The sequence below is a fragment of the Streptomyces sp. HmicA12 genome, from assembly GCF_000373565.1.
Classification (GTDB): Bacteria; Actinomycetota; Actinomycetes; order Streptomycetales; family Streptomycetaceae; genus Streptomyces.
The window spans coordinates 289,255-314,313 of the sequence record NZ_KB891831.1 but is presented as its reverse complement, the minus strand read 5'-3'; the positions used below and the strand labels follow the sequence as shown (position 1 = coordinate 314,313).

Sequence of the window (25,059 nt, the reverse complement as noted above, 5' to 3'; positions counted from 1 at the left end):
GTCCCTGCTGCGGTCTGGTGATGATGCGTGAATGCCATGAATACGCGGACGGCCTCACGGGTTTCGTCACGCGGCGGGTGCGCGACGCCCGGCACGCGGTGGAGGCGGTCGGGGGAGCGGTGATACGCGGCGCGGTCGGTCTGGTCCTGGACCGGATCGACCTGGACGCCGTGGTGGCGCGGGTGGACGTGGACGCCGTGGCGGCCCGGCTCGATGTGGACGCGGTCGCGGCCCGGCTCGATGTGGGCCGGGTCGTGGACCGGGTGGACGTGGACCGCGTGGTGGAGCGGGTCGACGTCGGCCGGATCGTCGAACGGGTGGACGTGGATGCGGTGGTGGACCGGGTCGACGTGGGTGCGGTCGTGGAGCGGGTGGATGTGGACCGGGTCGTCGAGCGGGTGGACGTCGACGCCATCGCCTCCAGGGTGGACGTGAACACCATCGCCTCCAGGGTGGATGTGGATGCCATCGCGACCCGTGTGGACGTGGGCGCGATCGTCGAGCGGGTCGACGTCGACGCCATCGCGGCGCGCGTCGACGTGAACGCCGTCGCCGACCGCGTCGATGTGGGCGCGATCGCCGCCCGCGTCGACGTGGACGCCGTCGCCGACCGCGTGGACGTGGAGCGGATCATCGCCCGGATCGACCTGGTCGGGCTCACCCGCGACGTGCTGCGGGAGATCGATCTCGGGGTGATCGTGCGGGAGACCGGCGGCGGCATGGCCGCGGACACCGGCGCCGCGTTCCGGGACCTCGGGCGCCGGGGGGACCGCGGGGTGAACCGGCTCGCCGACCGGATGCTCCGGCGCGGGGCGCCCGCGAACGGGCGGGCGGGCCGATGAGCGTTCCGGAGGGCAGAGGCGGGGCTGAGCCGGCCGGGCTCGTCTCGCGCGGGATCGCGGCGCTGCTCGACATCCTGGTGCTCGCGCTCACCGGCGTCAGCGTCCAACTGGGCGCGGGATGCGCACGGTTGCTCGTCGCCGGGCCGCCGTTCCGGATGCCCGCGCTGGACGGGCGGATCGCGGGGGTGATCGGCTGGACGTTCGCCGTGTGCTACTTCGGCGGGGCCTGGGCCATGACCGGGCAGAGCGTGGGCGGGCGGCTGATGGGGATACGGGTCGGCGACCGCGCGGGACACCGGCTCGGTCTCCCGCGGGCGCTGCTGCGGGCCGCGCTGAGCGTGACGTTCCCGCTGGGACTGCTGTGGATCCCGTTCAGCCGGCGGCGGGCCGCGGTGCCGGACCTCGTGGTCGCCGCCGCCGTCCGCTACGACGGGCCGTGAACCGTCCGGGGGAGCTTGGCCGCGGCGACCAGACCGCCGAGCCCGATGACGGCGATGACCACCAGCGCGGCCATGTACGGGCCGACGGCCGGGTCCGCGACGAGGATGGTCCCCGCGACCGCGGTCCCCACCGACGAGCCGAGGTTGGAGATGCTGCGCGACAGGCCGGAGATCTCGCCCTGGAGGTCCTCGGGGAAGCTCGACTGGACGATGTTGACCGACGGGGTGAGCATCAGCCCGACCCCGAGGCCGATCAGGAACAGCCCCGGGACGTACATCCAGGCGTTCGTCGTGCTCTGGGCAAGTGCGATGAGCACGCCGATGCCGCAGACCGTCGTGATGAACCCGGCCATCACGAGCGTGCGCTGCTCCCTGCGCTTGGCGAACCGCTCCGCGCCCAGCGAGGACAGCAGCAGGCCCAGCGTGGACGCGGTGAAGACGACACCGGTGCCGATCGCGCTGTAACCCTGTACGACCTGGAGGTAGGTGGCCACGACGAACGAGATGCCCATCAGCGTCAGCCACTGGATGTGCTGGGTGATCAGGCCGAGATTCGAGGTGCGGTTGCGGAACAGGGCGGTGGGCAGCAGGGGCTGACGACCCTTGCGCTCCCTCGCCCGCACCCAGCGGAAGAAGGCGAACAGGAGTACGGCGCCGGTCAGTAGCAGGGCCAGCATCAGCCAGACGTTGTCGTCGGCGGCGAGGATGCCCATGACGACCAGGACCAGGCCCGAGGCCGAGAGCACCGCGCCCCAGGTGTCGAAGTCGCACTCCGGGTCCGGCGGCAACGGGTCGTGCACCCGCCGGGCGAGCACGATGATCACCACGACGACGAGCGCCTGGAAGACGAACGCCGCCCGCCAGCTGATCGCCGACGTGATCAGCCCGCCGATCAACGGTCCCGCGGCCGCGCCGATCCCGGCCATCGCCATGATCGCCCCGAACGCGCGGGCCCGGTCGGTGACCTCGGTGAACAGCAGTGTCGTCAGGATGTAGACGGGCGGGATGAGCAGCGCCGTCCCGATGCCCTCCAGGATCGAGTTGCCGAGGATGAGGACGCCCAGGCCGGGTGCCGCCGCGCTGAGCAGCGCGCCGACCCCGTAGATCGCCAGGCCGACGACGAGGCACCGTTTGCGGCCGTAGCGCTCGGTGAGGATGCCGCCGGGGATCATCAGCGCGGCCATCACCAGCAGGAACACCGTGATCGCGGTCTGCACGCCCTGCACCGTGGTGTCGAGGTCCTCACTGATGTCCTGGATCATCACGGTCATGTTCGACCCGGCGAAGCTGCACACGAACTGGGCCAGGGCGAGCGGCGCGAGCACCTGGCGGGGCCAGGGGCGTGGCTCGTGCGGGGCTGCGGCCCCGCCGTCACTGGACGGCACGGTCATCGGCTGGCCTCCGATCTGGGGCGGGACGACGGCCAGAGTCCCCTGTGGCCCCCGCCCGGTCGTCACCCCCGGAGGGTGACGACCGGCACCCGGGGCCGGGCGCAACACTCGGGGCACCACAACGGTGCATTCGGCACCGGCACCGAACACGGAGGTCCTGCCATGGCCACCTCGACGAGTTCACACCATCAATCCGGCGCCAAGGCGGCCGCGGCCGGCGGGCTGACCGTCTTCGCCGCCGTGCTGCTGTTCATCTCCGGTTCCATGGACTTCTGCCGGGGCTTGATGGCCGTACTGGAGGACCAGGTCTTCCTGCGGACGCCCAACTACGTCTTCGAGTTCGACCTGACCACCTGGGGCTGGATCCACCTCGTCCTCGGCGCCATCGCGGTGGTCGTCAGCATCGGTCTGTTCGTCGCGATGACGTGGGCCCGGGTCATCGGCGTGATCCTCGCCGGGCTGATGATCATCGCCAACTTCCTGTCCATCCCGTACCACCCGCTGTGGTCCCTCACCCTCATCGCGATGGACGGGTTCATCATCTGGGCGCTGTGCGTGGTGCGCCGCGACACGCTCTACTGAACCGGCCTCGCGATGGCCAAGGACGAAAGGGCCCGGCGGATCGCCGAGTTCATCGAGCCGCTGAGGGTGCGGCCCCACACGAAGGTGGACCTGGCTCGGGACTACGACCCCGCGTACCGGGTGGGCGTGAAGAACAAGAAGGCCGGCCGGGAGCTGCTGCGCAGCGGCGTCGAACTCCTTGCCGACTACCAGCGGCGGCTCGCCGCCGACGGCTCGTCCGGCGTCCTGCTGTGCCTGCAGGCGCTGGACGCGGGCGGCAAGGACGGCACCATCCGCCATGTGATGAGCGGAGTGAACCCGCAGGGGGTGCGCGTGGCGGGCTTCCGGGTGCCGTCCGCCGACGAACTGGGCCACGACTACCTGTGGCGCTACGCCCGCGGACTGCCGAGCCGCGGGGAGATCGGCATCTTCAACCGGTCCCACTACGAGGAGGTGCTCGTGGTCCGGGTGCACCCCGAACTCCTCAGCCGCCAGCGGCTGCCGGACGACGTCACGGGCGCCAAGCTGTGGCGGCGCCGCTACCGGGAGATCAACAACTGGGAGCGGTACCTGACGGACAACGGCTTCCGCGTGGTGAAGCTGTTTCTCAACCTGTCCAAGGAGGAGCAGCGCGTCCGGTTCCTGAAGCGGATCGACCTGCCCGACCGCAACTGGAAGTTCTCGGCGGCGGACGTCCGTGAGCGCGGCTTCTGGGACGCCTACCAGGACGCGTTCTCCGAGATGCTCTCCGCGACCAGCACCCCCTGGGCGCCCTGGTACGTGATCCCCGCGGACCGCAAGTGGTTCGCACGGATCTCCGCGGCCGCCGTGCTCGTCCACACGCTCATGGACATCGATCCGCAGTATCCCGAGATCGGTGACAAGAGCCGAAGTGAACTGGCGCGGGAGAAAAGGAAGTTGGAGCGAGAGGCGCCCGCCGGTGCGGTGCCCGACCCGTACGCCGCCGAGGCGGAAGGGCACGGCCGGGACAACCGGAAGGATCGGAGGCGGAAACGATGACCGCGGACGTGGCGCCGGACCTCTGGTACACGCGGTCGGCCGAGTCGGTGGCCGGCGAGCTCGGGGTCGACCCGGCCCTGGGCCTGAGCGCCGCCCGGGCCGCCGCCCGGCTCACCGACGACGGGCCCAACGCCCTGCCGCAGGAACGGACGAGCGGCGCCCTCGCCCGCTTCCTCGGCCAGTACACCTCGTACATGCAGATGATCCTCGTCGCCGCCGCGGCGGTGTCGTTCGTGATCCAGGAGTGGGGCACCGCGGTCGTGCTGCTCGCCCTGACCGTCCTGAACGCGGTCATCGGTCTCCGCCAGGAGGGCAAGGCGGAGAGCGCCATGAACGCGCTGAAGGAGATGACGAAGACGACCGCGCGGGTGCGCCGCGACGGGACCGTGGCGGAGGTCCCCACCGAGGAGGTCGTCGTCGGTGACGTCGTGCTGCTCGCCGCCGGCGACGAAGTCCCCGCCGACGGACGGCTCCTGGCGGCGAGCTCCCTGCAGATCGACGAGTCCGCGCTGACCGGGGAGAGCGTCCCCGTCGCGAAGGACCCGGCGCCCGTGCGGGGCAGCGACCTGGGCCCCGCCGACCAGACCGACATGGCGTTCATGAACACCCCGGTCACGCACGGCAGCGGCGTCCTGCTGGTCACCGCCACCGGGTCCGGCACCGAACTCGGCCGGATCGCGGGCATGCTGACGACCACACGCCCCGAACCGTCGCCACTGACCCGGGAGTTGAACCGCCTGACACTGTGGATCGTGGGCGCGGCCGGGATCACCATGGTCGTCATGTTCGGCCTGGGCCGCGGCCGCGGCGAGCCCTGGGACGCGCTCTTCGTCAGCGCCGTCTCGCTCGCCATCGCCGCGGTCCCCGAGGCGCTGCCCACCGTCACCCAGACGATCCTCTCGCTCGGCGGCCTCGACCTCGCCCGCCGCAACGCCATCGTCAAGGACCTGCCGTCGGTGGAGACCCTCGGCTTCACCTCGGCCATCAACTCCGACAAGACCGGCACGCTGACGATGAACCAGATGACCGTGGTCGAGGTCGTCGACGCCTTCGACCGGTACACGGTCTCCGGCACCGGCTACTCCCTGGAGGGCCGCATCCACCACGCCGCGGGCTCCACCGCGAGCATCGAGGAGGCGATCCTGCCCTACCTGCACGCCAGCGACGCCGCGCTCGTCGACGGCGTCGTCGTCGGCGACCCCACCGAGGGCGCCCTGCTGGTCCTCGGCCACAAGGCGGGCCTCGACATCGACGCCACCCGCGAGCGGCTGCCCCGGCTCGCGACACTGCCGTTCGACCCCGCGCACAAGCTCATGGCGACCTTCCACGAGGCCCGTGACGCAAGCGGCCGGCCGGTCGTGCGCTGCTTCGTGAAAGGGGCGGCTCCGGCCGTGCTGGCCCGTACCACCACCGCACGCTCGGACGGAGCGACCGTTCCCTTCGACGCACCTCTGCGCGAACGCGCCGAGGCGGAACTCGTACGGATGGAGCGGGCGGGCCGCCGCGTGATGGCCGCGGCCGTGCGCGACCTCGACCCCGACCGGTTCGCACCGAGCGGCGATCTCCTCGCCCTCGTACGGGACGTGAGCATCACGAGTCTCGTCGGCATGGCGGACCCGCCGCGCGTCGAGTCCAAGGAGGCCGTCGCCGCCGCCCAGGCCGCCCACATCCGCGTCCGTATGGTGACCGGCGACGACGTCATCACCGGCGCGGCCATCGCCCGGCAGGTCGGCATCGACGGCGAGGCGATCCTCGGCGCCGACTTCGCGGCCCTGTCCGAGCAGGAGCGCCTGGACCGCATCGAACGGATCGGCGTGGTCGGACGGGTCGCGCCCGAGCACAAGGTGCTGCTCGCCGACACGCTGAAGAAGAAGGGCGATGTCGTCGCCATGACCGGGGACGGCGTCAACGACGCCCCCGCCATCAAGGCCGCCGACATCGGCATCGCCATGGGCTCGGGCACCGAAGTGGCCAAGAACGCCGGGCGGATGATCCTCTCCGACGACAACTTCGCGACGATCGTGCACGCCGTCGAACAGGGCCGCAAGATCTACGACAACCTCACCAAGTACATCCGGTTCGTCCTGGTCCTGCTCGTCGTGTTCGTCCTCACCTTCCTCGGCGCGACCCTTTTCGACATCGCGGGCGGCGAACCGTTCACCCCCGCCCAGGTGCTGTGGATCCACTTCTTCGTCAACGCCGCCTTCGGCTTCTCCCTCGGCTTCGACCGGATCCGTCCCGGCCTGATGTCCCGCCGCCCGCGACCGCGCGGCCAGCCGGTGATGACCGGCGGCCTGATGCTCACCGTGGGGCTCGTCGGCACGGGCATCGCCGTCGCCCTCCTCGCCATGATCGAGCTGGGCCAGGAGCGCTACGACAGCGCGCGCATCGGCAACTCCCTCGCCTTCACCGCGTTCGCCCTCTGCCTGATCGTGGCCGCGCTCGAATGTCGCGACCAGACCGGCACCGTCCTGACGACCGGGACCTTCGACAGCAAGCAGCTGAACTGGACGGTCCTCGGGGAGTTCGTCCTCGCGGTGCTCGTGACCCAGATGGACGTCTTCAACCGGCTGCTCGACACGACGCCGCTGCATCTCGGCCAGTTCGGCTGGGCCCTGCTGCCCGCCCTCGCCCTGCTCGCACTGTGGGAGCTGGGCAAGCTCCTCGCCCGCCGCCGCCGACTGCGGAGGTGAGCGCCGCATGGGGTGGGTGCCGCCCGGAGTGCGGACCCTGCGGGAGTACCGGCGTGCGTGGCTGATCAAGGACGTCGTCGCGGGCGTCGTCCTGAGCACGCTGCTCGTCCCGCAGGGCATGGCCTACGCGGAACTGGCCGGGCTGCCCGCCATCACCGGCCTGTACACGTCGGTGCTCTGCCTGCTCGCCTACGCCGTCACCGGCCCGTCCCGCATCCTCGTCCTCGGACCCGACTCCTCGCTCGGCCCGATGATCGCCGCGACGGTGCTCCCGCTGGTGGCGTCCGGCGGCGACCCGGAGCGGGCCGTCGCGCTCGCCTCGGTGCTCGCCCTGATGGTCGGCGCGATCACGGCCCTGGCCGGGGTGGCCCGGCTCGGCTTCGTCGCCGACCTCATCTCCAAACCCACCATGATCGGCTACATGAACGGCCTGGCCCTGACGATCCTCATCGGGCAGCTGCCGAAACTGTTCGGCTTCTCCACGGACGCGGACGGGCTGGTCGAGGAGATCGACGCCCTGATCAGGGCGCTGGCCGACGGTGAAGCGGTACCGGCCGCGGTCACGGTCGGCGTCTCCTGCATCCTCCTGATCGTCCTGCTGCAACGCCTGCTGCCGAAGGTGCCCGCCGTCCTCGTCATGGTCGTGCTCGCCATCACGGCGTGTGTCGTCCTCGACCTCGACGACCATGGCGTGCGCACGGTCGGGCGACTGCCGGAGGGACTTCCGCCGTTCACGATTCCGCACGTGGCGTGGGGCGACCTCGGGCCGCTGTGCGTCGGCGCGGTCGGCATCGCGCTGGTCTCCCTCGCCGACACCATCTCCAACGCCAGTGCCTTCGCGTCCCGCGCCGGCCAGGAGGTCCGCGGCAACGACGAGATGATCGCGATCGGCACCGCCAACATCGCGGCGGGCCTGTTCCAGGGCTTTCCCGTCAGCACCAGCGGTTCGCGCACGGCGGTGGCCGAACGGGCGGGTGCCCGAAGCCAGTTGACGGGCGTCGTCGGTGCCTCCCTGATCCTGCTCATGCTCGTCCTGCTGCCCGGCCTCTTCAGCGATCTGCCGCAGCCCGCGCTCGCCGCGGTCGTCATCACGGCGTCCCTGTCGCTCGCCGACCTCGCAGGGACGCGCCGCCTGTGGCGCCAGCGGAAGGCGGAGTTCTGGCTGAGCATCGCCGCGTTCCTGGGGGTCGCGCTGCTCGGCGTGCTGCCGGGGATCGCGGTCGCGGTCGGTCTGTCGATCCTCAACGTCTTCCGGCGCGCCTGGTGGCCGTACAGCACCGTGCTCGGGCGGGTGCCGGGGGTGGAGGGCTACCACGACGTGCGCTCGCACCCGGCCGCCGAACACCTGCCGGGCCTCGTCATCCTCCGCTTCGACGCACCGCTGTTCTTCGCCAACGCCAAGTCGTTCCGCGACGAGGTGCTGCGCGCCGCACGCGGCACCCCGCCGCCGCGCCAGGTGCTGGTCGCGGCCGAGCCGGTGACCGACGTCGACACCACCGCCGCGGACATCCTGGAGGAACTGGACGCCGCACTCCAGAAGAAGGGGGTCACCCTCGTCTTCGCCGAACTGAAGGACCCGGTGCGGCGGAAGATCGAGCGGTACGGGCTGACCCGGGCCTTCGAGCCGGACCGCTTCTATCCGACCGTGGAGGGCGCCGTGGCCGCGTTCCGGGCGCGCAGCGGCGCGGACTGGGCCGTGACCCCGGGCGACGGCTGAGCCGCGCAGCGCAGCGGCCCGCGCCCCCGTCCTACGGGGGGCGCGGGCCGCACCCGTCGTCGTGCGGTCAGGGCCGGCCCGCCGCCACCGAGAACACGTGCGTGCCCCAGGGCGGCAGATCGACGTACAGGCCGGTGCCCAGGAGGTCCGCCCCCGAGCGGCCGTAGCGGTCCTCCGAGAAGACCAGATCCGTCAACTCCCAGACGTCCTCTCCCAGTTCGGGCCACGGCAGCGGGATGTGGGCCTGTGCCGGATGGTCGGACAGGTTGACCACGGACAGGAAACGGCCCGCGCCGCCCGTCCAGCAGGAAGCGATCAGGTCCCGCCCGGAGTCGTTGTCCGGCCAGACCTGGCACTCCAGGAGCCGCCAGCTCCCGGTCCGCATACCGCTGTGCCGCACCCGGGCCAGCAGCCGCTCGTGGAAGGCGCGCAGACCGGCATCCGGCGCCTCGTCCACCCGGCGGTCCAGGAACACCGGCAGATGGATCCGGCGACCGGTGAACTGGCCCTCGTGCCACAGCGTCGCACCGGGCAGCGTGGCGATCAGGACGGCCGCCGCGCGCTCCTTGTCCGGGGGCAGCGTGTGCGCGGCCCGCGGCTCGTCGTGGTTCTCCAGGAAACGGACCAGGCCGCGCTGATAGCGCTCGTCGGCCCGCAGATGGTCGCGTACCGAGGTGGCGCTCTCGTGGAGGATCCGGTCGTAGAGCCGCTTGTCGTAGCAGAAGTCGAACCCCTGCTCCTGGAGGGCCCATTCGAGGTCCCAGTACGCCTCGGCGGCGAACACCATGTGCGGGTGCCGGGCGCGGACCCCGGCGACGACCTCCGGCCAGAACTCCCGGTCGGGCGGCGTCCCCGCACGGTCCCCCCAGGTCCGCGCGAAGACGTCGTTCATCAGGAGCATCGCCATGTCGCAGCGCACCCCGTCGCAGGCCTCGCCGATCTCGGCCAGCACGTCCGTGGTCGCCCGTCGCAACTCCGGTGCGAACGCGTTGAGTTGCACGACGTCGGGCCAGGGCGGGAAGAACGGGTCGCGGCCGCGCGCGATCACGGCCCGCCCCGTGTCCAGGAAGGCCGCCGGGTCCCGGCGCGCGTCGTCGGCGTCCCCGCGCACGAAGTACTCGGGGTGCTCCGCGACCCAGGGGCTGTCCGGCGCCACATGGTTCGGCACGTAGTCGAGCAGTAGACCGACCCCCCTGCGGTCCAGCTCGTCGCGGGCCGCCGCGAGCCCCGCCGGCCCGCCGATCGCCTCGTCCACCACGTAACGGCGGATGCAGTACGGCGACCCGGCGATGTCCTCCTCGCCGACGCCCGGCACCGCCGCGTCGAACGCGGCCCGCAGCGTCGGATTGTCCAGGGCGATGGAGCGGCCCAGCGGGCTGCGCTCCCACACGCCCATCAGCCACACGGCGTCGACGCCTGCGGGCGTCACCTCGTCCCAGATGTCCTTGGGCACCTCGGCGAGACCGACGGGCCGCCCGATACGCAGGCCCAACTCCCGCAGCCAGACTCGGGTGTTGACCTCGTGGATGACGGGTTGCGCGGGCAGTTCGGTCATCGGATGCGCCTCCTCGCGGCGTCGGGGCGGAAGGCGTCCGGTCCGATCGTGCCGAAGATCTTCATCAGCGGGGCGATCAGACCGGTCCAGCCGGTCTGGTGGGAGGCGCCGATCCCGGCGCCGTTGTCCCCGTGGAAGTACTCGTAGAACGAGATCAGATCACGCCAGTGCGGATCGTCGCGGAACCTGGTCTGGCCGCCGTAGACGGGCCGGTTCCCGTCCTCGCCGCGCAGGAAGATCCGCGTCAGCCGCGCCGTGATGTCCTCGGCGACCTCGAAGAGGTTCTTCCGCACGCCCGAGCCGGTCGGGCACTCCACGGTGAGGTCGTCGCCGTAGAAGCCGTAGAGATTGATCAGGGCCCGCACCACGAGCGCGTTCATCGGCAGCCACACCGGGCCGCGCCAGTTGGAGTTGCCGCCGAACATGCCGGTGTCCGACTCGGCGGGCAGATAGCCGACCCGGAACTCCTGGCCGCCCGCCCAGAACGTGTACGGGTGCTCGGCGTGATGCCGGGACAGCGCCCGGATGCCGTACGGGCTGAGGAACTCGTCCTCGGAGAGCAGGTGGCCGAGGACCCGGACCAGCTTCTTCTCGTCCAGGACGGACAGCAGTCGCGGCCCGCCCGCCGTCCCGGCCTGAGCCGCGCCCATCGTGACCGAGAGCGACGGGTGACGGGCGGCGAACCGCTGCAGGCGCTCCGTGAGGCCGGAGATGCCGGCCAGTTGTTCCGGCCGGAACACGGTCGAGGCGCACAGCGGAAGCAGCCCCACCATGGACCGCACCTTCAGCCGGACCGCCTGCCCGTCGGGCAGCCGCAGCACGTCGTAGAAGAACCCGTCCTCCTCGTCCCACAGCTCGTCGCCGAGGTCCCCGATCCGGTCCATCGACGCCGCGATCCACAGATAGTGCTCGACGAACTTGAGCACCAACTCGTCGTACGCGGAGTTCTGCTGGGCCAGCTCGAGAGCGATCTGCAGCATCGACTGGCAGTACAGCGCCATCCACGCGGTGCCGTCCGCCTGCTCCAGGGTGCCGCCCGTGGGCAGCGGGGCGCTGCGGTCGAAGACGCCGATGTTGTCCAGGCCGAGGAAGCCGCCCTGGAAGACGTTGCGACCCGAGGGGTCCTTTCGGTTGACCCACCAGGTGAAGTTCGTCAGCAGCTTCTGGAAGGTGCGCTCCAGGAAGGCGTGGTCGGCGTTGCCCGTGGTGCGTTCCTCCATCATGTAGACGAAGTACGCGGCCCAGGCGTGCACCGGCGGGTTCACGTCGCTGAAGTTCCACTCGTAGGCCGGGATCTGTCCGTTGGGGTGCAGGTAGGAGTCCCGCAGCAGGAGTTCGAGCTGCTCCTTGGCGAAGTCGACGTCGACGACCGAGAGGGCCACGGTGTGGAACGCCAGGTCCCAGGCGGCGAACCACGGGTACTCCCACTTGTCCGGCATGGAGATCACGTCGTCGTTGACCATGTGGAACCACTCGCGGTTGCGCACCCCGGGCCGCGGCAGACTCCACGGCGACAGATCGTGCTCGGCCAGCCACGTCTCCAGGTCGAAGGAGTAGTACTGCTTGGACCACAGCATCCCGGAGAGGGCCTGCCGCAACACACGCGCCTCGTCCTCGCTCGCCCCCTGTGGGGTCAACTCCTTGTAGAACGCGTCGGTTTCGGCGATGCGCTCCTTGAAGACCGAGTCGAACCCGCGAGCCAGCGAGAGCTTCCCGCCGGCGGGCCCGAGACGCAGCCGCAACGTCTCGGACCCGCCCGGGGCGACCACCATCGAGTAGTGAGCCGCCGCTTTGGTGCCCTCCCGTTCCGGATTCACGGCCGCACCCTCGCCGTCGACGACGTACCGGCCGATGCCGTCCTTCACATAGGGAGAGGCGTTCTCGGCGCCGAACAGCCGCTCGTTGTTCGTCTCGTTCTCGGTGAACAGCAGCCGCGGCGCGTCGGCGCACCTGAGGTCGTAGGAGCCGAGCTCGGGATGGTCGGCGCGGACGGTGGAGACCTGCCGCGGACCCTCGACCGCGCGCAGCCGCGGCGCGGTGTCCGCCCCCGTGCCGTTCTGCCAGGACCAGGTGTTGCGCAGCCACAGCGTCGGCAGCACATGCAGCGCCGCCTCCTCCGGGCCCCGGTTCTCGACGGTGATCCGCATCAGGATGTCGTCATGGTCCGCCTTCGCGTACTCCACCGTGACGTCGAAGTAGCGGTCCTCGTCGAAGATTCCCGTGTCCATGAGCTCGTACTCGAACTCCTGGCGCCCGCGGGAGCCGTTGACCGTCAGGAGTTCGTCGTAGGGGTAGGCGGCCTGCGGGTACTTGTACAGGTAGCGCAGGTACGAGTGGCTGGGCGTGCTGTCGAGGTAGAAGTAGTACTCCTTGACGTCCTCGCCGTGGTTGCCCTCGCCGTTGGTGAGACCGAAGGCCCGCTCCTTGAGGATCGGGTCGTGGCCGTTCCACAGGGTGATCGCCAGACACAGGCGCTGCTTGTCGTCGCAGATGCCGCCCAGGCCGTCCTCACCCCAGCGGTAGGCACGCGAGCGCGCGTGATCGTGCGGGAAGTACGACCAGGCGTCGCCGCCCGGACTGTAGTCCTCGCGGACCGTGCCCCACTGCCGTTCGCTCAGGTACGGCCCCCACAGGCGGGCCCGCGTGTTGCCGGCGGCCTTCGGCCCGACACCTGCGGTCTGCTCTTGCCTCTTCATGAGCGCTCTCCCTGCGTCGGTCAGCCGGATGCGCCAGTCTTGGCGGGGTCCGCACGGCCTGCCTCACCTGACGGGGGTGAGCCCGGCGTGCGGGCCAGCAGCGTGATCGCGATCTCGTACGCGGCCAGCAGCGCGCCGACCACGAACAGCGCCGTCCACGAGGACAGCAGCAGCGCGATCACCACGGCGACGATCGCGCCGGACACCCGCAGCACGTCGGCGTGGCGGGCCAGCCACGGTCGAGCCGCCTTGTCCTTGGTGATCCGCGAACCCGCCCGCGCCGCGAACTGGCCACTGGCGCGGGCCCCTTGAGCCGTACGGCGGCGCAGCGCCACCGGCAGCCGGCCGGGCCCGATCAGATACATCAGGACGGCGATGCCGACGCCCAGCCACAGCAGCTGGTCGCCACGGTCGCGCAGCGTCGTGAACACGGTCCACAGCGCGGCCTGCAGCCCGTCGCGATAGACGCCCTCCGGCATCTGATCGAGCAGCTGATTCCGCACGGCCCGCAGCACGGTCGTCAGCACCGTGACCGCCACCACCAGCCACAGACCGAGCTGGAGCAGGGTGCGACGCCGGTCCGGCGCGGCCCACAGCGCTAGCGCCAGCAGCACCGGCACGGCGATCAGCAGACCCACCAGAGCGCGCTTGAACAGCAGCACGGCCTCCTGGAGCTGCCCCAGCTCGCTCCGGTCGTAGAGACGTATCTGGGCGAAGTCCTCCGGCAGTTGGACCCCCAGCGCGTTCTCGATGCGCTCGTGCAGACCGGGGGGAAGCTCACCCGACTTCAGGGTGGGCAGGTCCAGCTTCTTGCCGAACAGGGACGGGAGTTCGGCTTCCAGGGAGTTCAGCACGTTGTTGACCATCGGCAGCAGATTCAGGGACACCGTGTCACCGCTCACCTGCACGTTCTTGCTGCGCTTCTCCAGGAGCGCGACGATCCGCTCGTGCGCGAGCCGGTTCGTCGCCTTCCAGATCGACTCGAACTGGTCCGTGGCCAGCAGCTTCGAGATGGACTCGCGCACATAGTCGTGGACGGCGCCGGTGACCGGCGCCGCGAGGAAGGTCGCGCGGGGCGGCAGTGCCTCGGACAGCCTTTGCTGCACGTCGAGCTGGTCGAAGATCTCGGCGGCGAGATACGTGGACACCGCCTTGTTCACGTCCGGGTCCTCGGGCAGCGGACCGACCGCGGCGACCCAGCGATCCGTGTTCAGCGTGGTCCGCGCGCCCCACAGGCCCACCACGGACGTCACACCGACCACGGCGACCAGCGCGATCAGCACCGCCGCCAGTGTCCGCCGCACCGTCAGAAGACGGGCCCTGCGGCGCCGTTCCGTCCCGTGCCGGTCACGCAACTCGGAGACCTCGGCACGCAGCCGCTCCAGTTCGGCTTCGGCCGGCTCGGCACGCTCCGGAGTCTGGTCCTGGGACATGGCGTCACCTCCACCCTCCACCGTCGCCGCGGACCGGGCCCCCTCCTTCACCTGCGGCGGGTGACGCGGTGCGGCGGCCGCGAGCGCTGTGATGACGGACATGACGGGGGCGGATCCACGGAAGGGAGGCACGATGGCTGCGATCGGACCGGTGCAGCTCCTGACGGTCGAGTTCGGGCCGGACGCCAAGTTCGAAGGCCGGATCATGGAAGAGCTGTCGATCCTGGAGGCGAACGAGCAGATCCGCGTCCTCGACATGCTCTTCGTCAGCAAGGAGACCGGCGGAGACCTGTTCACCATGGACTTCCAGGCGGAAGGCATGGGAGAGACCGTCGCCGCGCTGCTCGGTATCTCGGGCAAGCAGGTGAAGGCCGCCGAGAAGGAGTTCCCGAGCATGGTCGAGGGCAACGCCTTCGGTCTGAGCCTCGACGAGATCCGGGAGATGGCGGAGGCCCTCGACCCGGGCACGGCCGCCGCGTTCGTGCTCCTGGAACACGTCTGGGCGAAGTATCTGCGCACAGCGATCCGTGACGCCGGCGGTGTGCCCGTCGCGGAAGGCTTCCTCACCGAGGAGGCACTCGAACCCGTCGCCGAACAGGTCGCCGCCGCGGCACAGCGGCTCGGCGACCCGGTGGCCCCGGACCCGGGGCAGAACCGGACGGCGCACCACCACCCCAGGAGGCCCTGATGGCCGATCTCGTCGTGCTCGGATTCGCGGACAAGGAGAAGGCGGAGGCGGTGTTGCGCCTCTCCAAGGAACTGTCCCGCCAGGAACTGCTCGACCTGGAGGACGCCGCCCTCGCCTGGCGCACCATGGACGGCAAGATCCATGTGAAGCAGACGTACAGCACCACGGCGACCGGGGCGGCCGGTGGCGCCCTGTGGGGCGCGCTGTTCGGCATGCTCTTCCTGATGCCGGTGTTCGGCGCCGCGGTGGGCGCGGCCACCGGAGGCGTCGCCGGAAAGCTCACCGACATCGGCATCAACGACGCGTTCGTCAAGGAGATCGCGAGCACCCTCGAACCCGGCCGTGCCGCCGTATTCGCCCTCGTCCGCCGCTCCACGCCCGACCGGGTCCGTGACGCGCTGCGCCCCTTCAATCCCAGCGTGATCCGTACCTCGCTCACCAAGGAACGGGAGGACGAGCTGGTCAACGCCCTGCACGGGGCGTGACGTCACGAGAAACGGCCGGCCCGGTCAGGCGCCGTCGCACACCGGAACTTCACCCGGGTGAGATGGCGTCCGCCGGGCCGCTCTGTCGCCCGGACGGGACCACACTGGCCTGTGCCGCACCTTGGGCCGTGTCCGCAGCGCCTCGCCTGCCCCCCGAGGCCTGCCCCCGACGCCCGGCACGCCCCTCGCCGCACCGCCCGCCTCGACAGGTGGACGACGGGGCCTTGCGGACACGACTCAGGCCTTCTCGAGAGCGAGGTTCCGCCGATGGCCGAGCGGCTCTGCCCCGAGGGCGCAGGACCGGAGCGCGAGGCACTGAGCACGGCGCCCGCGCTGCCCACCTGGATCCTGCCGCGACCGCGCCTGACGGACCGTCTGTCCCGCGCTGTACGAGGCCAGTTGACCGTTGTCGTGGGCCCGGTCGGCGCGGGCAAGACTGCCCTCGCCCTGGAATGGGCGCACACCCGGCGTCTGCCGGGCCCTCTCGCCTGGGTGACCTGCGACGGCCGCGCCGAGCAGCCCGCGGTGTTCTGGCCGCGCGTCACCTCGGCCCTGCGCGACGCGGGTGTCCGGGTCCCCGACTCGGTCGCCGACGGCGAGGGCCCCCTGCTGGTCGCGGCGCTCGCCGCCGAACTCAACCGGCGCGGCGAACCCGTCGTGCTGCTCCTCGACGACTTCCAGCCCGCCCCCGGCTCACCGATCGCGGACGGCGTCAGCAGCCTGCTGCGCCACACGCCCGGTGTGCTGCGCCTGGTCGTCCTGGCCCGCCGTGATCCGCCGCTGCACCTGCGCCGTGGCCGGCTCGCCAGTGATCTGACCGAAGTGCGCACCGCCGACCTCGCCTTCGACGACCGGGAGACCGCCGCGCTGCTCGCCCAGCACGGCATCGACGTGCCCAAACAGACCATCAGCGTGCTGCGCCGGCGCACCGACGGCTGGGCCGCCGGGATCAGGCTCGCCGCGATGTCCATGGAGAAGCTGGGGCAGCAGGGCGAACCCGAGCGGTTCGTCGACCGGTTCGCGGGGGACGACGAGGCGATCGCCAGCTACCTCGTCGAAGAGGTCCTCGATCTGCAGTCGGACGCCATGCGCCAACTGCTGCTCACCACGAGCGTCCTGGACCGGGTCAACGCCGAACTGGCCGCCGCGCTCTGCGGCGAGGACATCGGCCGCCACTTCGCCGACCTCGTCCGGGAGAACTCCTTCCTGCACCCCCTCGGCCAGGGCTGGTTCCGCTGCCACCAGATGTTCGCCGACGTGCTGCGGATGTGCCTGCGCCACGAAACCCCCGGGCTCGTCGTCCCGCTGCACCGGCGCGCGGCGGCCTGGCTCGGCACGCACGGGCTGCTCGCCGACGCCGTCCAGCACCTGCTCGCCGCCGACGACTGGGAACTCGCGGGCGAACTCATCGTGCGCCGCCTGGCCATCGGCCAGGTCCTCGGCCTGTCCAGGACCCGGCTGCCCGCGGATCTCACCCGCCGGATGCCGGAGGACACGGCCGGCGACCGGCCCGAGCCGGTGCTGCTCTTCGCGGCCGTCGCCCGGGTCCGCGACGACGACCCGGCGTGCGGGCGCCACCTGGAGCGGGCCGAACAGCTCCTCGCCGAACTGCCGCGGGACACGGCGGAGCAGCACGACCGGGCCGCCCGCTGCCGCCTGGCCCTCGCCGTGATCCGGATGGAGCGGATGCGCGCCCGCGACCCGCAGCAGGCGTACGCCGCGGCCCTGGAGGTGGAGGCCGTCGGGCCGCTGCTGCCGCACGCGGCACTGGCCCAGCACCCCGAGATACCCGCGCTCACCCTCGCGGTGCGCGGCAGTTGCGAGGTGCGCTCCGGTCACCTCAAGGCGGCGGAGGCCTCCCTCACCGGGGCGCTCAAGGCAGCGGGCGCCGCCGGCAACGGCGCGCTGCGCCGCGACAGCCTTGTCGAACTCGCGCTCCTCGAGGCGCTGCGTGGCCGGTTCCGGGCCGCCGACGAACTCGCCGCCCACGCCACCCAGCCGCCGCTGCCCAGCTGGTCCGCCGCCGAACGGTCCCGGGCCGCCCTGCACCTGGTGCGCGCCTGGGTGGAGCTGGCCCGTGGCGAGCCCGGCCGCGCCCGGCACGAACTCGCCCGCGCCGACGTGGTGTTGCGTACGGCCCCGGACCCGTTCCTCGCCGAGATCCGCCTGCTCGCCGCGGGTCTGGCCATGGCGGTGGAGCGGGGCGGTGTCGCCCCGCAGGTCCTGGGCGACCTGGTGAACGCGGCCAGGCTGCCCGGCACGGTGCTGCGGACGATGACGCCGGCCTGCGCCTTCGTGCTCGGCGCGAGCCGGCACGGCCGTCTGCTCACCACGGCGGTGCCGGACGGCGCGAGCGGGCGGCCCGCCCGCGCCGAGCAGTTGAGCCCGCGCGAGCGCGACGTGCTCGGCCGCCTCGCGCAGATGATGACCACCGAGGAGATCGCCGCGGAGCTGTATCTCTCGGTGAACACGGTGAAGACGCACCTCAAGAGCGTCTACCGCAAGCTCGCCGTGACCCGGCGCTCGGCCGCGGTCCGGCGCGCTCGTGAACTCCAGCTTCTGTGAGCACCAACGAACTCCTGAAGGTCAGTTGACCGGCGGCTGCACCCGCGCGGGCCGAGCAGGCACCAGGCCCAGCTCACGTCCGCGCGCCACGGCCTCGGCCCGGGAACACGCGCCCAACTTCCGGTACACGGCACGGACATGGCTCTTGACCGTGTTGTGCGACACGTACAGCCCGTCGGCGATCTGCCGCAGCGGCACCTCTCCGTCGAGCCGGCTGAGCACGGCCAGCTGGCGTACGGTCAGCGGCTGGAGCGGCGGCGCCCCGGACTGGGCCTGCGGTACGCGGGCGAGCACGGCCGCCGCCTCGTCCACGAGCACTCCGGTGCAGCGTGGATCCGCCACGACGGCGGCGACTCTGACCAGCGTGCCGGCGACCCACACCAGGCAGGCCGTTATCGTCGCGTCCTGCTCCTGGGTCAGTCTCGGTTGTCGGTCGTAGAGCACTGCGGGCATGCCCCTCACCTCCCCATGTGGAGGGCATCACCCCTACGGTGAGGGGCGCGGCCCGCTTGCGTAAGGGGCCCGTCGGCCTGTTCACAGGGGGACGCTTTGCCTCCCGGCGTCTGGTGCCCCGACCGTACACCGGGGGCGAAGGACTCAGGAGCAGGCGTCGGGCAACCGGCGCACCTCGAGCAGTTCCAGGCCGAGTGCCTGGATGCGGTCGAGAATCCCGTACAGCGCGGCCTGGTCGAGGCCGGAACCCACGAGGACCGTCTCGGCCGGATGCAGTACGACGGTCAGCTCCGCGAACGCGGACCGGAAGGCGTCGCCGAACCTGCCGCGTACGTGGATCTCGAAGTCGCCCATGGCGACACCTCCAGTGCGACGGCTCGGCCCACCGGTCATTGTCGTGGCGGCGTGGCCGTCGGCATCACCTTGTGCGGGTGACGGTACGGCGGGCCCGGGGCGGGATGCTCCGGACTCCATCAGGATTCCCGGCGCACCCGTCGCGGACTCCGCGAGGAGAAGAAGAGGAGGGATGCGACATGGCCGGTCAGGCCCCACCGGACCGGACCCCGCGGTCCGGCGCACCCGAACCGGAGCCCCACGTCAGTGTGATGTCGCTCGGCGGAGTCGTCTTCGCCGTGTGCATCCTCGGCATCGTCGGCGGGTTCCACGCGATCGCGGGTCTCTCCGCGATCCTGAACGAGAACTACTACCAGGCGCAGAACGACTACGCGTTCGACTTCGACGTCAACGGCCGCGGCTGGGTCGAGATGATCACCGGAGTGGTGATGCTCGTGGCGGCGATCAGCCTGTTCAGCGGCCGCACCTGGGCACGCGTCGTCGGTATCGTCGTCGCCGGTCTGAGCGCGATGGAGAACTTCTTCTTCACCCCGTACCACCCGGTGTGGTCGGCGATCATCATCTTCCTCGACGTCCTGGTGATCTGGTCGCTGGTGACGTACGGACACCGTGAGGCGCACAAGGTCTACGGAGCGCCGATGTAGCCGCGGGCCGGCGGGGCGCGGTCAACTCCCGCTCGTCAGGCCGAGCCTGCAGATCGTGCGCCAGTCGAGCGCCGGGCGTTCGCGGTAGACGCCCGGCCGCCGCCGGGGCACGACCACACGCAGCGCTCCGGGCCTGACCTCGCAGTGCACGGGCACCGGCAGCCGTACCGCCTCGCCGTCGATGCCGACCGGGAGTTCCTTCTGGTCCGCGTCGACGACGACCGTGGCCGCCTGCGCGCGGGTGAGCCCCGCGGACCGGCTGCCCCGCAGCAGGCCCGCGGCCTGGGCGGCGCTGGTGACGCGGACGCCCACGCAGCCGAGGACACCGCCGTCGATGCGGGTGCGCCGCCCCAGGCCCGCGATGTCGCGCTCGCCGTAAGGGTTGTTGCTGACGAGCAGGGCCTGCGGGTCCGCGAAGGTGTGCTCCCCGGCGAGCGCCGTCAGCCGGGCGCCGCTCTGGCCCAGAAGCAGATCGGGCAGCAGTTCCAGGGTGGTGCGGGTCTTGCCGTCCCGGTAGGCCGGGCTCTGCACGACCTCCGCGTACGCGCCGAACGAGACGTTGTTGACGAACGGGCGGCCGCCCGCGCGGCCGAGATCCACCCGCAGTTCCACCCCGTCGCGCAGCGCGTCCAGCGCCTTGGCCGGGTCGTCGCGGTCCAGGCCGAGGTCGAGGGCGAAGTGATTGCGGGTGCCCGCGGGGATCACCAGGAACGGCAGGCCCAGCTCGGCGGCGACCTCCGCGACCAGGGCCTGGGTGCCGTCACCGCCCGCGACGCCCAGGAGATCGGCGCCCCGCGCGGCGCACGCGCGGGCCAGCGCTCCGACGTCCGTCTCGCCCGTCGTCCCCAGCAGGACCACCTCGGCGCCGAGCGCGTCGGCCCGCTCGCGCAGCCCGAACCGGTCCACCTTCCCGCCCCCGGACCGGGGGTTCATGATCAGTACGGCGCGGTGGAACTCCGGCGCCGGACGTTCGGCGGGGCCGGCCGGGGCCGCCCCCCGCGCGAGCGCGGCACGCCCGGTGCCCGCCGCGAACAGCCACAGCGCCCCCGACACCAGCACCACCCACAGCAGTTCGGCCCGCGCGTACGCCACCAGGACCCAGACCGGCGCGGCGACCGCGAGCAGCAGGGCCAGATACCGCAGCACACCGTGCCGGCTGAGGACCCACCACACGGCCACGATCGTGAGCACCAGACCCGCGAGCCCCACACCGAGCAGGGCGAAGGTGCGCAGTCCGGCGAACACACCGAGCACCAGCACCGCGGCGGCGGCGGAGACCAGACACGCACGGGACAGCCAGCGCCGCCCCTGAAGTCCCGCGATCTTCGATTCCATGTCGGGAAGTCTGCGGCCGGACCACCGGACGGTCCTCACCCCTGACAGGCGACTTGGCCGCACGACTTCACACGGCCGGGGTGACGCCGACGACGCCCGCCTCACCCAGTCTCCTCACCACCGGCGGGCGCCGGGCACCGGCAGCCGGGAGGGAGCACGCCATGAACGAGAGCCGGAACGACACCGACACGACCGCACACGACCCCACTTCGCACGACCCGACCGCGGTCACCCGCGACCGAGCCACCCCGAAGGAACGGGCGAGCCGCGGCAGGGCCGCCCGCTCCCGCGTCCCCCGCTCCGCCCACGGCGAGTTCGTGCCCGCGGACGACCGCCCCGACCCCGTCGAGGTGATCGAGCGGCAGTCCGCGAGCCGGCTGTCCGAGCTGGTGCCGCTGCGCTACGGGCGCATGACGGAGTCCCCGTTCCGGTTCTACCGCGGCGCCGCCGCCGTCATGGCCAACGACCTCGCGCACACCCCGGCCACCGGTCTGCGGGCCCAACTGTGCGGTGACGCACACCTGTTGAACTTCCGGCTGCTCGCGTCACCGGAGCGGAGCCTGATGTTCGACATCAACGACTTCGACGAGACGCTGCCGGGCCCGTGGGAGTGGGACGTCAAACGCCTCGCCGCCAGCATGGTCATCGCCGGGCGCGGCAACGGCTTCAACCCGGCGCAGCGCACCCGTGTGGTGTGCGCGACCGTCGCCGCGTACCGCAAGGCGATGGCCGACTTCGCCACGATGCGTACCCTCGACGTCTGGTACGCGCACATCGAGGCCGACGAGCTGTTCGCGACGCTCTCCACCCGCCTCGACGCGCGCACCCGGCGCCGGATGTCCGCCGCGCTCAGCAAGGCCCGCACCCGCGACCACCTCCAGGCCCTGGACAGGATGGCCCGGGTCGTCGACGGCGAGCTGCGCATCACGCCCGATCCACCGCTGGTCACCCCGCTCGACATGCTGCTGCCGGGTGTCGAGCGCAAGCACCTGGAGGACCAGCTCCGCGAACTGGTCGAGCGGTACGCCGTGTCCCTGCCCGCCGACCGGCGGGCGCTGCTCGGCCAGTACCGGGTCGTCGACATGGCACGCAAGGCCGTCGGCGTGGGCAGCGTCGGCACCCGGTGCTGGGTGATCCTGCTGCTCGGCCGTGACGCGCGCGATCCGCTGATGCTCCAGGCGAAGGAGGCGCAGCCGTCCGTCCTCGCCCCGTTCGCCGGGGCCGCGGCCCACACCAACCAGGGCGAGCGGGTCGTCGCGGGCCAGCGGCTCATGCAGGCGGCCGGCGACATGTTCCTCGGCTGGGAGCGCGCCGAAGGCATCGACGGGCAGCAACGCGACTTCTACATCAGGCAGTTGCGGGACTGGAAGGCCATCCCGCAGGCCGACCTGATGACCCCGGACGTGATGCGCCTGTTCGGCCGCACCTGCGGTGTCACCCTCGCCCGCGCACACGCCCGCTCCGGGGACCGCATCGCGATCGCCGCCTATCTGGGCCGCTCCGACACCTTCGACCGGGCCGTCGCCCGGTTCGCGGAGGCGTACGCGGATCAGAACGAGGAGGACTTCGCGGCGCTCGCGGCGGCGGTGAAGGAGGGCAGGGTGCGCGCCGAGTCAGGGTGACCCGGGTGTCTCCCGGGCCGGTGCGGCGTCACCGAGCCACCGGCGCAGGAACTCCTCCTGCGCCAGGACCCGGCCGATCGCGACGCCGCTCACCACCACGGTGAAGTAGACGATCAGCCACGACAGCACGGTGAACACCGAGCCGAGCGCCCCGTACCGCTGCTCGCTCATCCGCAGCGCCCGCGGCAGCCACAGCCCGGACGCGACGCCGAACGCGACCGCGCCGCCACCGGTCAGCACCGCGCCGGGCAGCAGCGGCGGCCACGGGACCCGCCCGACCAGCAGCAGATGCTGCGTCCACCACCACATCAGCACCGCGGCCACCGCCTGCAACGGCACCCCGAGCGCGGGCCCCACCCCGAACGCCCGGTGCAGGACGCCCTGGAGCACCAGCATCACGATCCACACCAGCAGCCACGCCGCCCAGCGCCACGCCACCAACCGCACACTGGCGCGCGGCAGTTCCCAGGCGCGCTCGCACATCCGCTGCAGGGCCCGGGTGAACGAGGTCGCCGACACCAGGGCCACCAGGACGCCCGTCGCACCCCAGTTGTGCAGGGAGCTGTCGTCGCCGTTCGTCAACGCACTGACGTCCGCCACCACGGGACCTCCCGACCCCACCAGGACGCGCAGCGACTGCCGGATCTCGCGCCGCACCGGCGGCGGGCAGAACGAGGCGACGGCGATCAGCATCGGCAGCGCGGCCAGGAACGCCTGGGCGGCGAGCCGGGTCGCCATGTCGAGCACGGTGACCCGGATCAGCTGGTGGGTGCTGCGGGCCACGAAGGACCGGGCGGCCTCGACGATCGCCATGACGGTGTCCTCTCGTGGCAGGTCGCACTCCTGCCGAGCACCGTGCGACACGCCGAGCACCTTCGCGCCACCCGGGACGGGCGACGTGGCGCGCTCGGCCAGAGGCGTTGTCGGTGCGGGGAGTTACCTTCAACCCATGTCGATCACCGCACAACTCCGTGCCTCGGCAAGGCTGCCGGGCGGCGTCGCACTGATCAACGGCGCTCCGTTCGAGAGAACCGCCGCACTGGCCCCCTGCGCCCTGCTGCGCAACGGGCACGAGCTGGAGGTCCACGCCCTGGAAGACCTCTTCGCCGGTGAGAGCGCCCCGAGCGCCGTCTTCCCGCTGCCCTGGCCCTCCTGGGACAGAGGCGTGGACTCGGTGAGCCCCGACGGTTCGTTCGCGGTGTTCTCCGGCCAGCGGGCGGTCCGCGCGGTGAGCGCGAGCGGCGAGACGCTGTGGGAGCACCGGCACGGCTGCTGGGGGTCGCTCCTCGGCCATCCGCACACCGGCGACGACCAGCAGGTGTGCGACGGCCTGGAGCACGGCTCCTGCCGGATATCCGACGACGGCCGGCTTGTCTGGGCCCATGTGGCGCTCGGTTCCGACAAGGCCGTGCGGCAGGAGGCCTGGCTCGTCCTCGACGCCCGTGACGGCCACGAGCTGGCCCGGCTCGCCCTGGACAGCGCGGCCGCCGGCTCACATCAACTCGCCCACCCCGACGGCCGGCACATGGGCCTGTGCATCGGCTTGGGCCAGGACGGAATCCTCCTCCACTGGGCCCGCTGGGACGGGGAGAAGCTCACCGCCTGGGACGTGAACGAGGACATGGACCGCATCCTGGCCGACGTCCACGAGGCGCACCCCGGCTTCCTGACGATCCAGCACTACGGCTCGGACCTTCGGCTGCACGCCCTGGACGGGACGGTCCTGGCCGAGGCGGAACCGTCGGCGCCGGAGAGCGAGAACGGCGCGGACAGCACGGACGGGTACGAGGAGGACGACCTTTACTGGGACTACTTCGCCGGGTTCGTCGACGCCGGAACCGTCATCGCGTCCACGGTCGAGTCGGCCGACGGTTCCGACCGGGCCCGCCACTGGCTCCTCGACGCCGCCACCCTGCGCCTCCGCGGCCCGGTCGGCTATCCCACCGGCCCGAACCAGGGCTACGCACGCGCCTTGGGGGACGGCACCTGGATCACGTACGACGAGCGGGACCAGACGCTGCGCCGCTGGGCGGAAGCGCCCGGCACCGAGGACGGGGCCTGAGTCGTCAGGCGGCGTCCCGCCCGACCTTGCGTGCCCACAGGACCAGTGGGACCTGGAGCGGCACCCGGGCCAGGGCCGCGTTCCTGAGCGGGGCGGGCTTGTCGTTCCAGTCCGCGGCCATCTTGATGTTGGCGGGCACGACGGCGACGAAGAACGCGGCCGTGGCGTTGGCCGCGCGGGCCCGGGTCCGCGGCAGTGCGACCCCCGCCGCGAGCGCCAGCTCCACGGCGGCGCTCGCGTAGGTCCAGGCGCGCGGCGAACCCGGAAGCGAGCGCGGCACCATCGCGTCGAACGGCTTCGGCAGCAGGACATGCGTGACCCCCGCCCCGGCGAGCAGTCCGGCGAGGAGCTGGTGAGAACGTGCGCGGCGCAACGGGTCCTCCAGGGAGAGTCGGCGACAAGTCGGCGAACGAGGGGCGATCTTACTTACCAGTAAGTAAGAAAGTCGAGGTCCGCGGCGGGCTGTGAGTTCACCGACAGGTCGCCATCGGCCGGGGCCGTGA

Annotated in this window: 21 protein-coding genes; 12 read left to right on the top strand and 9 right to left on the bottom strand. The window is 71.7% G+C overall.

The window, feature by feature from the left end:
- The first annotated feature begins 20 nt into the window (after positions 1-20).
- Positions 21-842, top strand: coding sequence for a hypothetical protein (locus B072_RS49435; protein ID WP_018533978.1), 822 nt, complete (start codon positions 21-23; stop codon positions 840-842).
- Positions 839-1,282: an RDD family protein gene (locus B072_RS0131620; RefSeq protein ID WP_018533977.1), complete on the top strand. Its 444-nt coding sequence runs from the start codon at positions 839-841 to the stop codon at positions 1,280-1,282. The genes B072_RS49435 and B072_RS0131620 overlap by 4 nt, the downstream gene beginning before the upstream one ends.
- Here the strand turns inward: B072_RS0131620 and B072_RS0131615 are convergent.
- Positions 1,267-2,673 (bottom strand): MFS transporter, encoded by a 1,407-nt coding sequence (locus tag B072_RS0131615; protein ID WP_018533976.1) that lies wholly within the window; start codon positions 2,671-2,673, stop codon positions 1,267-1,269. The two genes, B072_RS0131620 and B072_RS0131615, sit on opposite strands and share 16 nt — an antisense overlap.
- Before the next feature lie 162 nt (positions 2,674-2,835).
- On the opposite strand from B072_RS0131615, the gene B072_RS0131610 reads away from it, so the two are divergent.
- Genes B072_RS0131610 through B072_RS44535 form a run of 4 tightly spaced genes read left to right on the top strand, consistent with a single transcriptional unit; the run spans position 2,836 to position 8,664 of the window.
- Positions 2,836-3,255 carry a DUF7144 family membrane protein gene (locus B072_RS0131610; protein ID WP_018533975.1) on the top strand — a complete coding sequence of 140 codons (420 nt, stop codon included), beginning with the start codon at positions 2,836-2,838 and terminating at the stop codon, positions 3,253-3,255.
- Positions 3,256-3,267: 12 nt separating this feature from the next.
- Complete coding sequence (locus B072_RS0131605) at positions 3,268-4,254, top strand: polyphosphate kinase 2 family protein (RefSeq protein ID WP_018533974.1); 987 nt, start codon at positions 3,268-3,270, stop codon at positions 4,252-4,254.
- Positions 4,251-6,947 carry a cation-translocating P-type ATPase gene (locus tag B072_RS0131600; protein ID WP_018533973.1) on the top strand — a complete coding sequence of 899 codons (2,697 nt, stop codon included), beginning with the start codon at positions 4,251-4,253 and terminating at the stop codon, positions 6,945-6,947. Before B072_RS0131605 ends, B072_RS0131600 begins: the two co-directional genes overlap by 4 nt.
- 7 nt (positions 6,948-6,954) lie before the next feature.
- A complete protein-coding gene (locus tag B072_RS44535) occupies positions 6,955-8,664 on the top strand; it encodes a SulP family inorganic anion transporter (protein ID WP_018533972.1) in 1,710 nt (569 codons plus the stop codon).
- 67 nt (positions 8,665-8,731) lie between these two features.
- On the opposite strand, the gene B072_RS0131590 is transcribed toward B072_RS44535, so the two are convergent.
- The 3 genes from B072_RS0131590 to B072_RS0131580 are packed head-to-tail and all read right to left on the bottom strand — an operon-like array spanning position 8,732 to position 14,450.
- Positions 8,732-10,219, bottom strand: coding sequence for an alpha-amylase family glycosyl hydrolase (locus B072_RS0131590; protein WP_018533971.1), 1,488 nt, complete (start codon positions 10,217-10,219; stop codon positions 8,732-8,734).
- The gene (locus B072_RS0131585) at positions 10,216-12,915 is read right to left on the bottom strand and encodes an MGH1-like glycoside hydrolase domain-containing protein (RefSeq protein WP_018533970.1); all 2,700 of its coding nucleotides are present in this window, start codon (positions 12,913-12,915) and stop codon (positions 10,216-10,218) included. Before B072_RS0131585 ends, B072_RS0131590 begins: the two co-directional genes overlap by 4 nt.
- Before the next feature lie 20 nt (positions 12,916-12,935).
- A complete protein-coding gene (locus B072_RS0131580) occupies positions 12,936-14,450 on the bottom strand; it encodes a hypothetical protein (protein WP_018533969.1) in 1,515 nt (504 codons plus the stop codon).
- A gap of 31 nt (positions 14,451-14,481) precedes the next feature.
- Here B072_RS0131580 and B072_RS0131575 point away from each other — a divergent pair, with 31 nt between their 5' ends.
- The 3 genes from B072_RS0131575 (at position 14,482) to B072_RS0131565 (ending at position 18,086) form a co-directional block, all read left to right on the top strand.
- A complete protein-coding gene (locus tag B072_RS0131575; protein WP_018533968.1) occupies positions 14,482-15,036 on the top strand; it encodes a DUF1269 domain-containing protein in 555 nt (184 codons plus the stop codon).
- Positions 15,036-15,521, top strand: coding sequence for a DUF1269 domain-containing protein (locus B072_RS0131570; RefSeq protein WP_018533967.1), 486 nt, complete (start codon positions 15,036-15,038; stop codon positions 15,519-15,521). The genes B072_RS0131575 and B072_RS0131570 overlap by 1 nt, the downstream gene beginning before the upstream one ends.
- Positions 15,522-15,788: 267 nt before the next feature.
- Positions 15,789-18,086: a LuxR C-terminal-related transcriptional regulator gene (locus B072_RS0131565; protein ID WP_018533966.1), complete on the top strand. Its 2,298-nt coding sequence runs from the start codon at positions 15,789-15,791 to the stop codon at positions 18,084-18,086.
- Positions 18,087-18,107: 21 nt separating this feature from the next.
- Here B072_RS0131565 and B072_RS46990 read toward each other — a convergent pair whose 3' ends face one another.
- Positions 18,108-18,539 carry a LuxR C-terminal-related transcriptional regulator gene (locus tag B072_RS46990; protein WP_078506645.1) on the bottom strand — a complete coding sequence of 144 codons (432 nt, stop codon included), beginning with the start codon at positions 18,537-18,539 and terminating at the stop codon, positions 18,108-18,110.
- 144 nt (positions 18,540-18,683) lie between these two features.
- Positions 18,684-18,893 (bottom strand): hypothetical protein, encoded by a 210-nt coding sequence (locus B072_RS0131555; RefSeq protein ID WP_018533964.1) that lies wholly within the window; start codon positions 18,891-18,893, stop codon positions 18,684-18,686.
- 179 nt (positions 18,894-19,072) lie between these two features.
- Here B072_RS0131555 and B072_RS0131550 point away from each other — a divergent pair, with 179 nt between their 5' ends.
- Positions 19,073-19,537, top strand: a complete 465-nt coding sequence (locus B072_RS0131550) for a DUF7144 family membrane protein (protein ID WP_018533963.1) — start codon at positions 19,073-19,075, stop codon at positions 19,535-19,537.
- A gap of 21 nt (positions 19,538-19,558) precedes the next feature.
- Here the strand turns inward: B072_RS0131550 and B072_RS0131545 are convergent, their stop codons facing one another.
- Positions 19,559-20,872, bottom strand: coding sequence for a diacylglycerol/lipid kinase family protein (locus tag B072_RS0131545; RefSeq protein WP_018533962.1), 1,314 nt, complete (start codon positions 20,870-20,872; stop codon positions 19,559-19,561).
- A 161-nt stretch (positions 20,873-21,033) separates the two neighbouring features.
- On the opposite strand from B072_RS0131545, the gene B072_RS44525 reads away from it, so the two are divergent.
- Positions 21,034-22,494 (top strand): DUF2252 domain-containing protein, encoded by a 1,461-nt coding sequence (locus B072_RS44525; protein WP_018533961.1) that lies wholly within the window; start codon positions 21,034-21,036, stop codon positions 22,492-22,494.
- Here the strand turns inward: B072_RS44525 and B072_RS0131535 are convergent.
- Complete coding sequence (locus B072_RS0131535; protein WP_234018961.1) at positions 22,486-23,358, bottom strand: YhjD/YihY/BrkB family envelope integrity protein; 873 nt, start codon at positions 23,356-23,358, stop codon at positions 22,486-22,488. The genes B072_RS44525 and B072_RS0131535 overlap by 9 nt on opposite strands.
- 85 nt (positions 23,359-23,443) lie before the next feature.
- Between B072_RS0131535 and B072_RS0131530 the strand changes: the two genes are divergently transcribed.
- Positions 23,444-24,556 (top strand): hypothetical protein, encoded by a 1,113-nt coding sequence (locus B072_RS0131530; protein ID WP_018533959.1) that lies wholly within the window; start codon positions 23,444-23,446, stop codon positions 24,554-24,556.
- 4 nt (positions 24,557-24,560) lie between these two features.
- Here the strand turns inward: B072_RS0131530 and B072_RS0131525 are convergent, their stop codons facing one another.
- Complete coding sequence (locus tag B072_RS0131525) at positions 24,561-24,929, bottom strand: hypothetical protein (RefSeq protein WP_018533958.1); 369 nt, start codon at positions 24,927-24,929, stop codon at positions 24,561-24,563.
- Positions 24,930-25,059: the final 130 nt, after the last annotated feature.

What these genes read in the sequence shown, in the direction of transcription:
- B072_RS49435 (WP_018533978.1), top strand. Translation starts at nt 21, where the DNA reads ATGATGCGTGAATGCCATGAATACGCGGACGGCCTCACGGGTTTCGTC.
- B072_RS0131620 (WP_018533977.1), top strand. Translation starts at nt 839, where the DNA reads ATGAGCGTTCCGGAGGGCAGAGGCGGGGCTGAGCCGGCCGGGCTCGTC.
- B072_RS0131615 (WP_018533976.1), bottom strand. Translation starts at nt 2,673, where the DNA reads ATGACCGTGCCGTCCAGTGACGGCGGGGCCGCAGCCCCGCACGAGCCA.
- B072_RS0131610 (WP_018533975.1), top strand. Translation starts at nt 2,836, where the DNA reads ATGGCCACCTCGACGAGTTCACACCATCAATCCGGCGCCAAGGCGGCC.
- B072_RS0131605 (WP_018533974.1), top strand. Translation starts at nt 3,268, where the DNA reads ATGGCCAAGGACGAAAGGGCCCGGCGGATCGCCGAGTTCATCGAGCCG.
- B072_RS0131600 (WP_018533973.1), top strand. Translation starts at nt 4,251, where the DNA reads ATGACCGCGGACGTGGCGCCGGACCTCTGGTACACGCGGTCGGCCGAG.
- B072_RS44535 (WP_018533972.1), top strand. Translation starts at nt 6,955, where the DNA reads ATGGGGTGGGTGCCGCCCGGAGTGCGGACCCTGCGGGAGTACCGGCGT.
- B072_RS0131590 (WP_018533971.1), bottom strand. Translation starts at nt 10,219, where the DNA reads ATGACCGAACTGCCCGCGCAACCCGTCATCCACGAGGTCAACACCCGA.
- B072_RS0131585 (WP_018533970.1), bottom strand. Translation starts at nt 12,915, where the DNA reads ATGAAGAGGCAAGAGCAGACCGCAGGTGTCGGGCCGAAGGCCGCCGGC.
- B072_RS0131580 (WP_018533969.1), bottom strand. Translation starts at nt 14,450, where the DNA reads ATGTCCGTCATCACAGCGCTCGCGGCCGCCGCACCGCGTCACCCGCCG.
- B072_RS0131575 (WP_018533968.1), top strand. Translation starts at nt 14,482, where the DNA reads ATGGCTGCGATCGGACCGGTGCAGCTCCTGACGGTCGAGTTCGGGCCG.
- B072_RS0131570 (WP_018533967.1), top strand. Translation starts at nt 15,036, where the DNA reads ATGGCCGATCTCGTCGTGCTCGGATTCGCGGACAAGGAGAAGGCGGAG.
- B072_RS0131565 (WP_018533966.1), top strand. Translation starts at nt 15,789, where the DNA reads ATGGCCGAGCGGCTCTGCCCCGAGGGCGCAGGACCGGAGCGCGAGGCA.
- B072_RS46990 (WP_078506645.1), bottom strand. Translation starts at nt 18,539, where the DNA reads ATGCCCGCAGTGCTCTACGACCGACAACCGAGACTGACCCAGGAGCAG.
- B072_RS0131555 (WP_018533964.1), bottom strand. Translation starts at nt 18,893, where the DNA reads ATGGGCGACTTCGAGATCCACGTACGCGGCAGGTTCGGCGACGCCTTC.
- B072_RS0131550 (WP_018533963.1), top strand. Translation starts at nt 19,073, where the DNA reads ATGGCCGGTCAGGCCCCACCGGACCGGACCCCGCGGTCCGGCGCACCC.
- B072_RS0131545 (WP_018533962.1), bottom strand. Translation starts at nt 20,872, where the DNA reads ATGGAATCGAAGATCGCGGGACTTCAGGGGCGGCGCTGGCTGTCCCGT.
- B072_RS44525 (WP_018533961.1), top strand. Translation starts at nt 21,034, where the DNA reads ATGAACGAGAGCCGGAACGACACCGACACGACCGCACACGACCCCACT.
- B072_RS0131530 (WP_018533959.1), top strand. Translation starts at nt 23,444, where the DNA reads ATGTCGATCACCGCACAACTCCGTGCCTCGGCAAGGCTGCCGGGCGGC.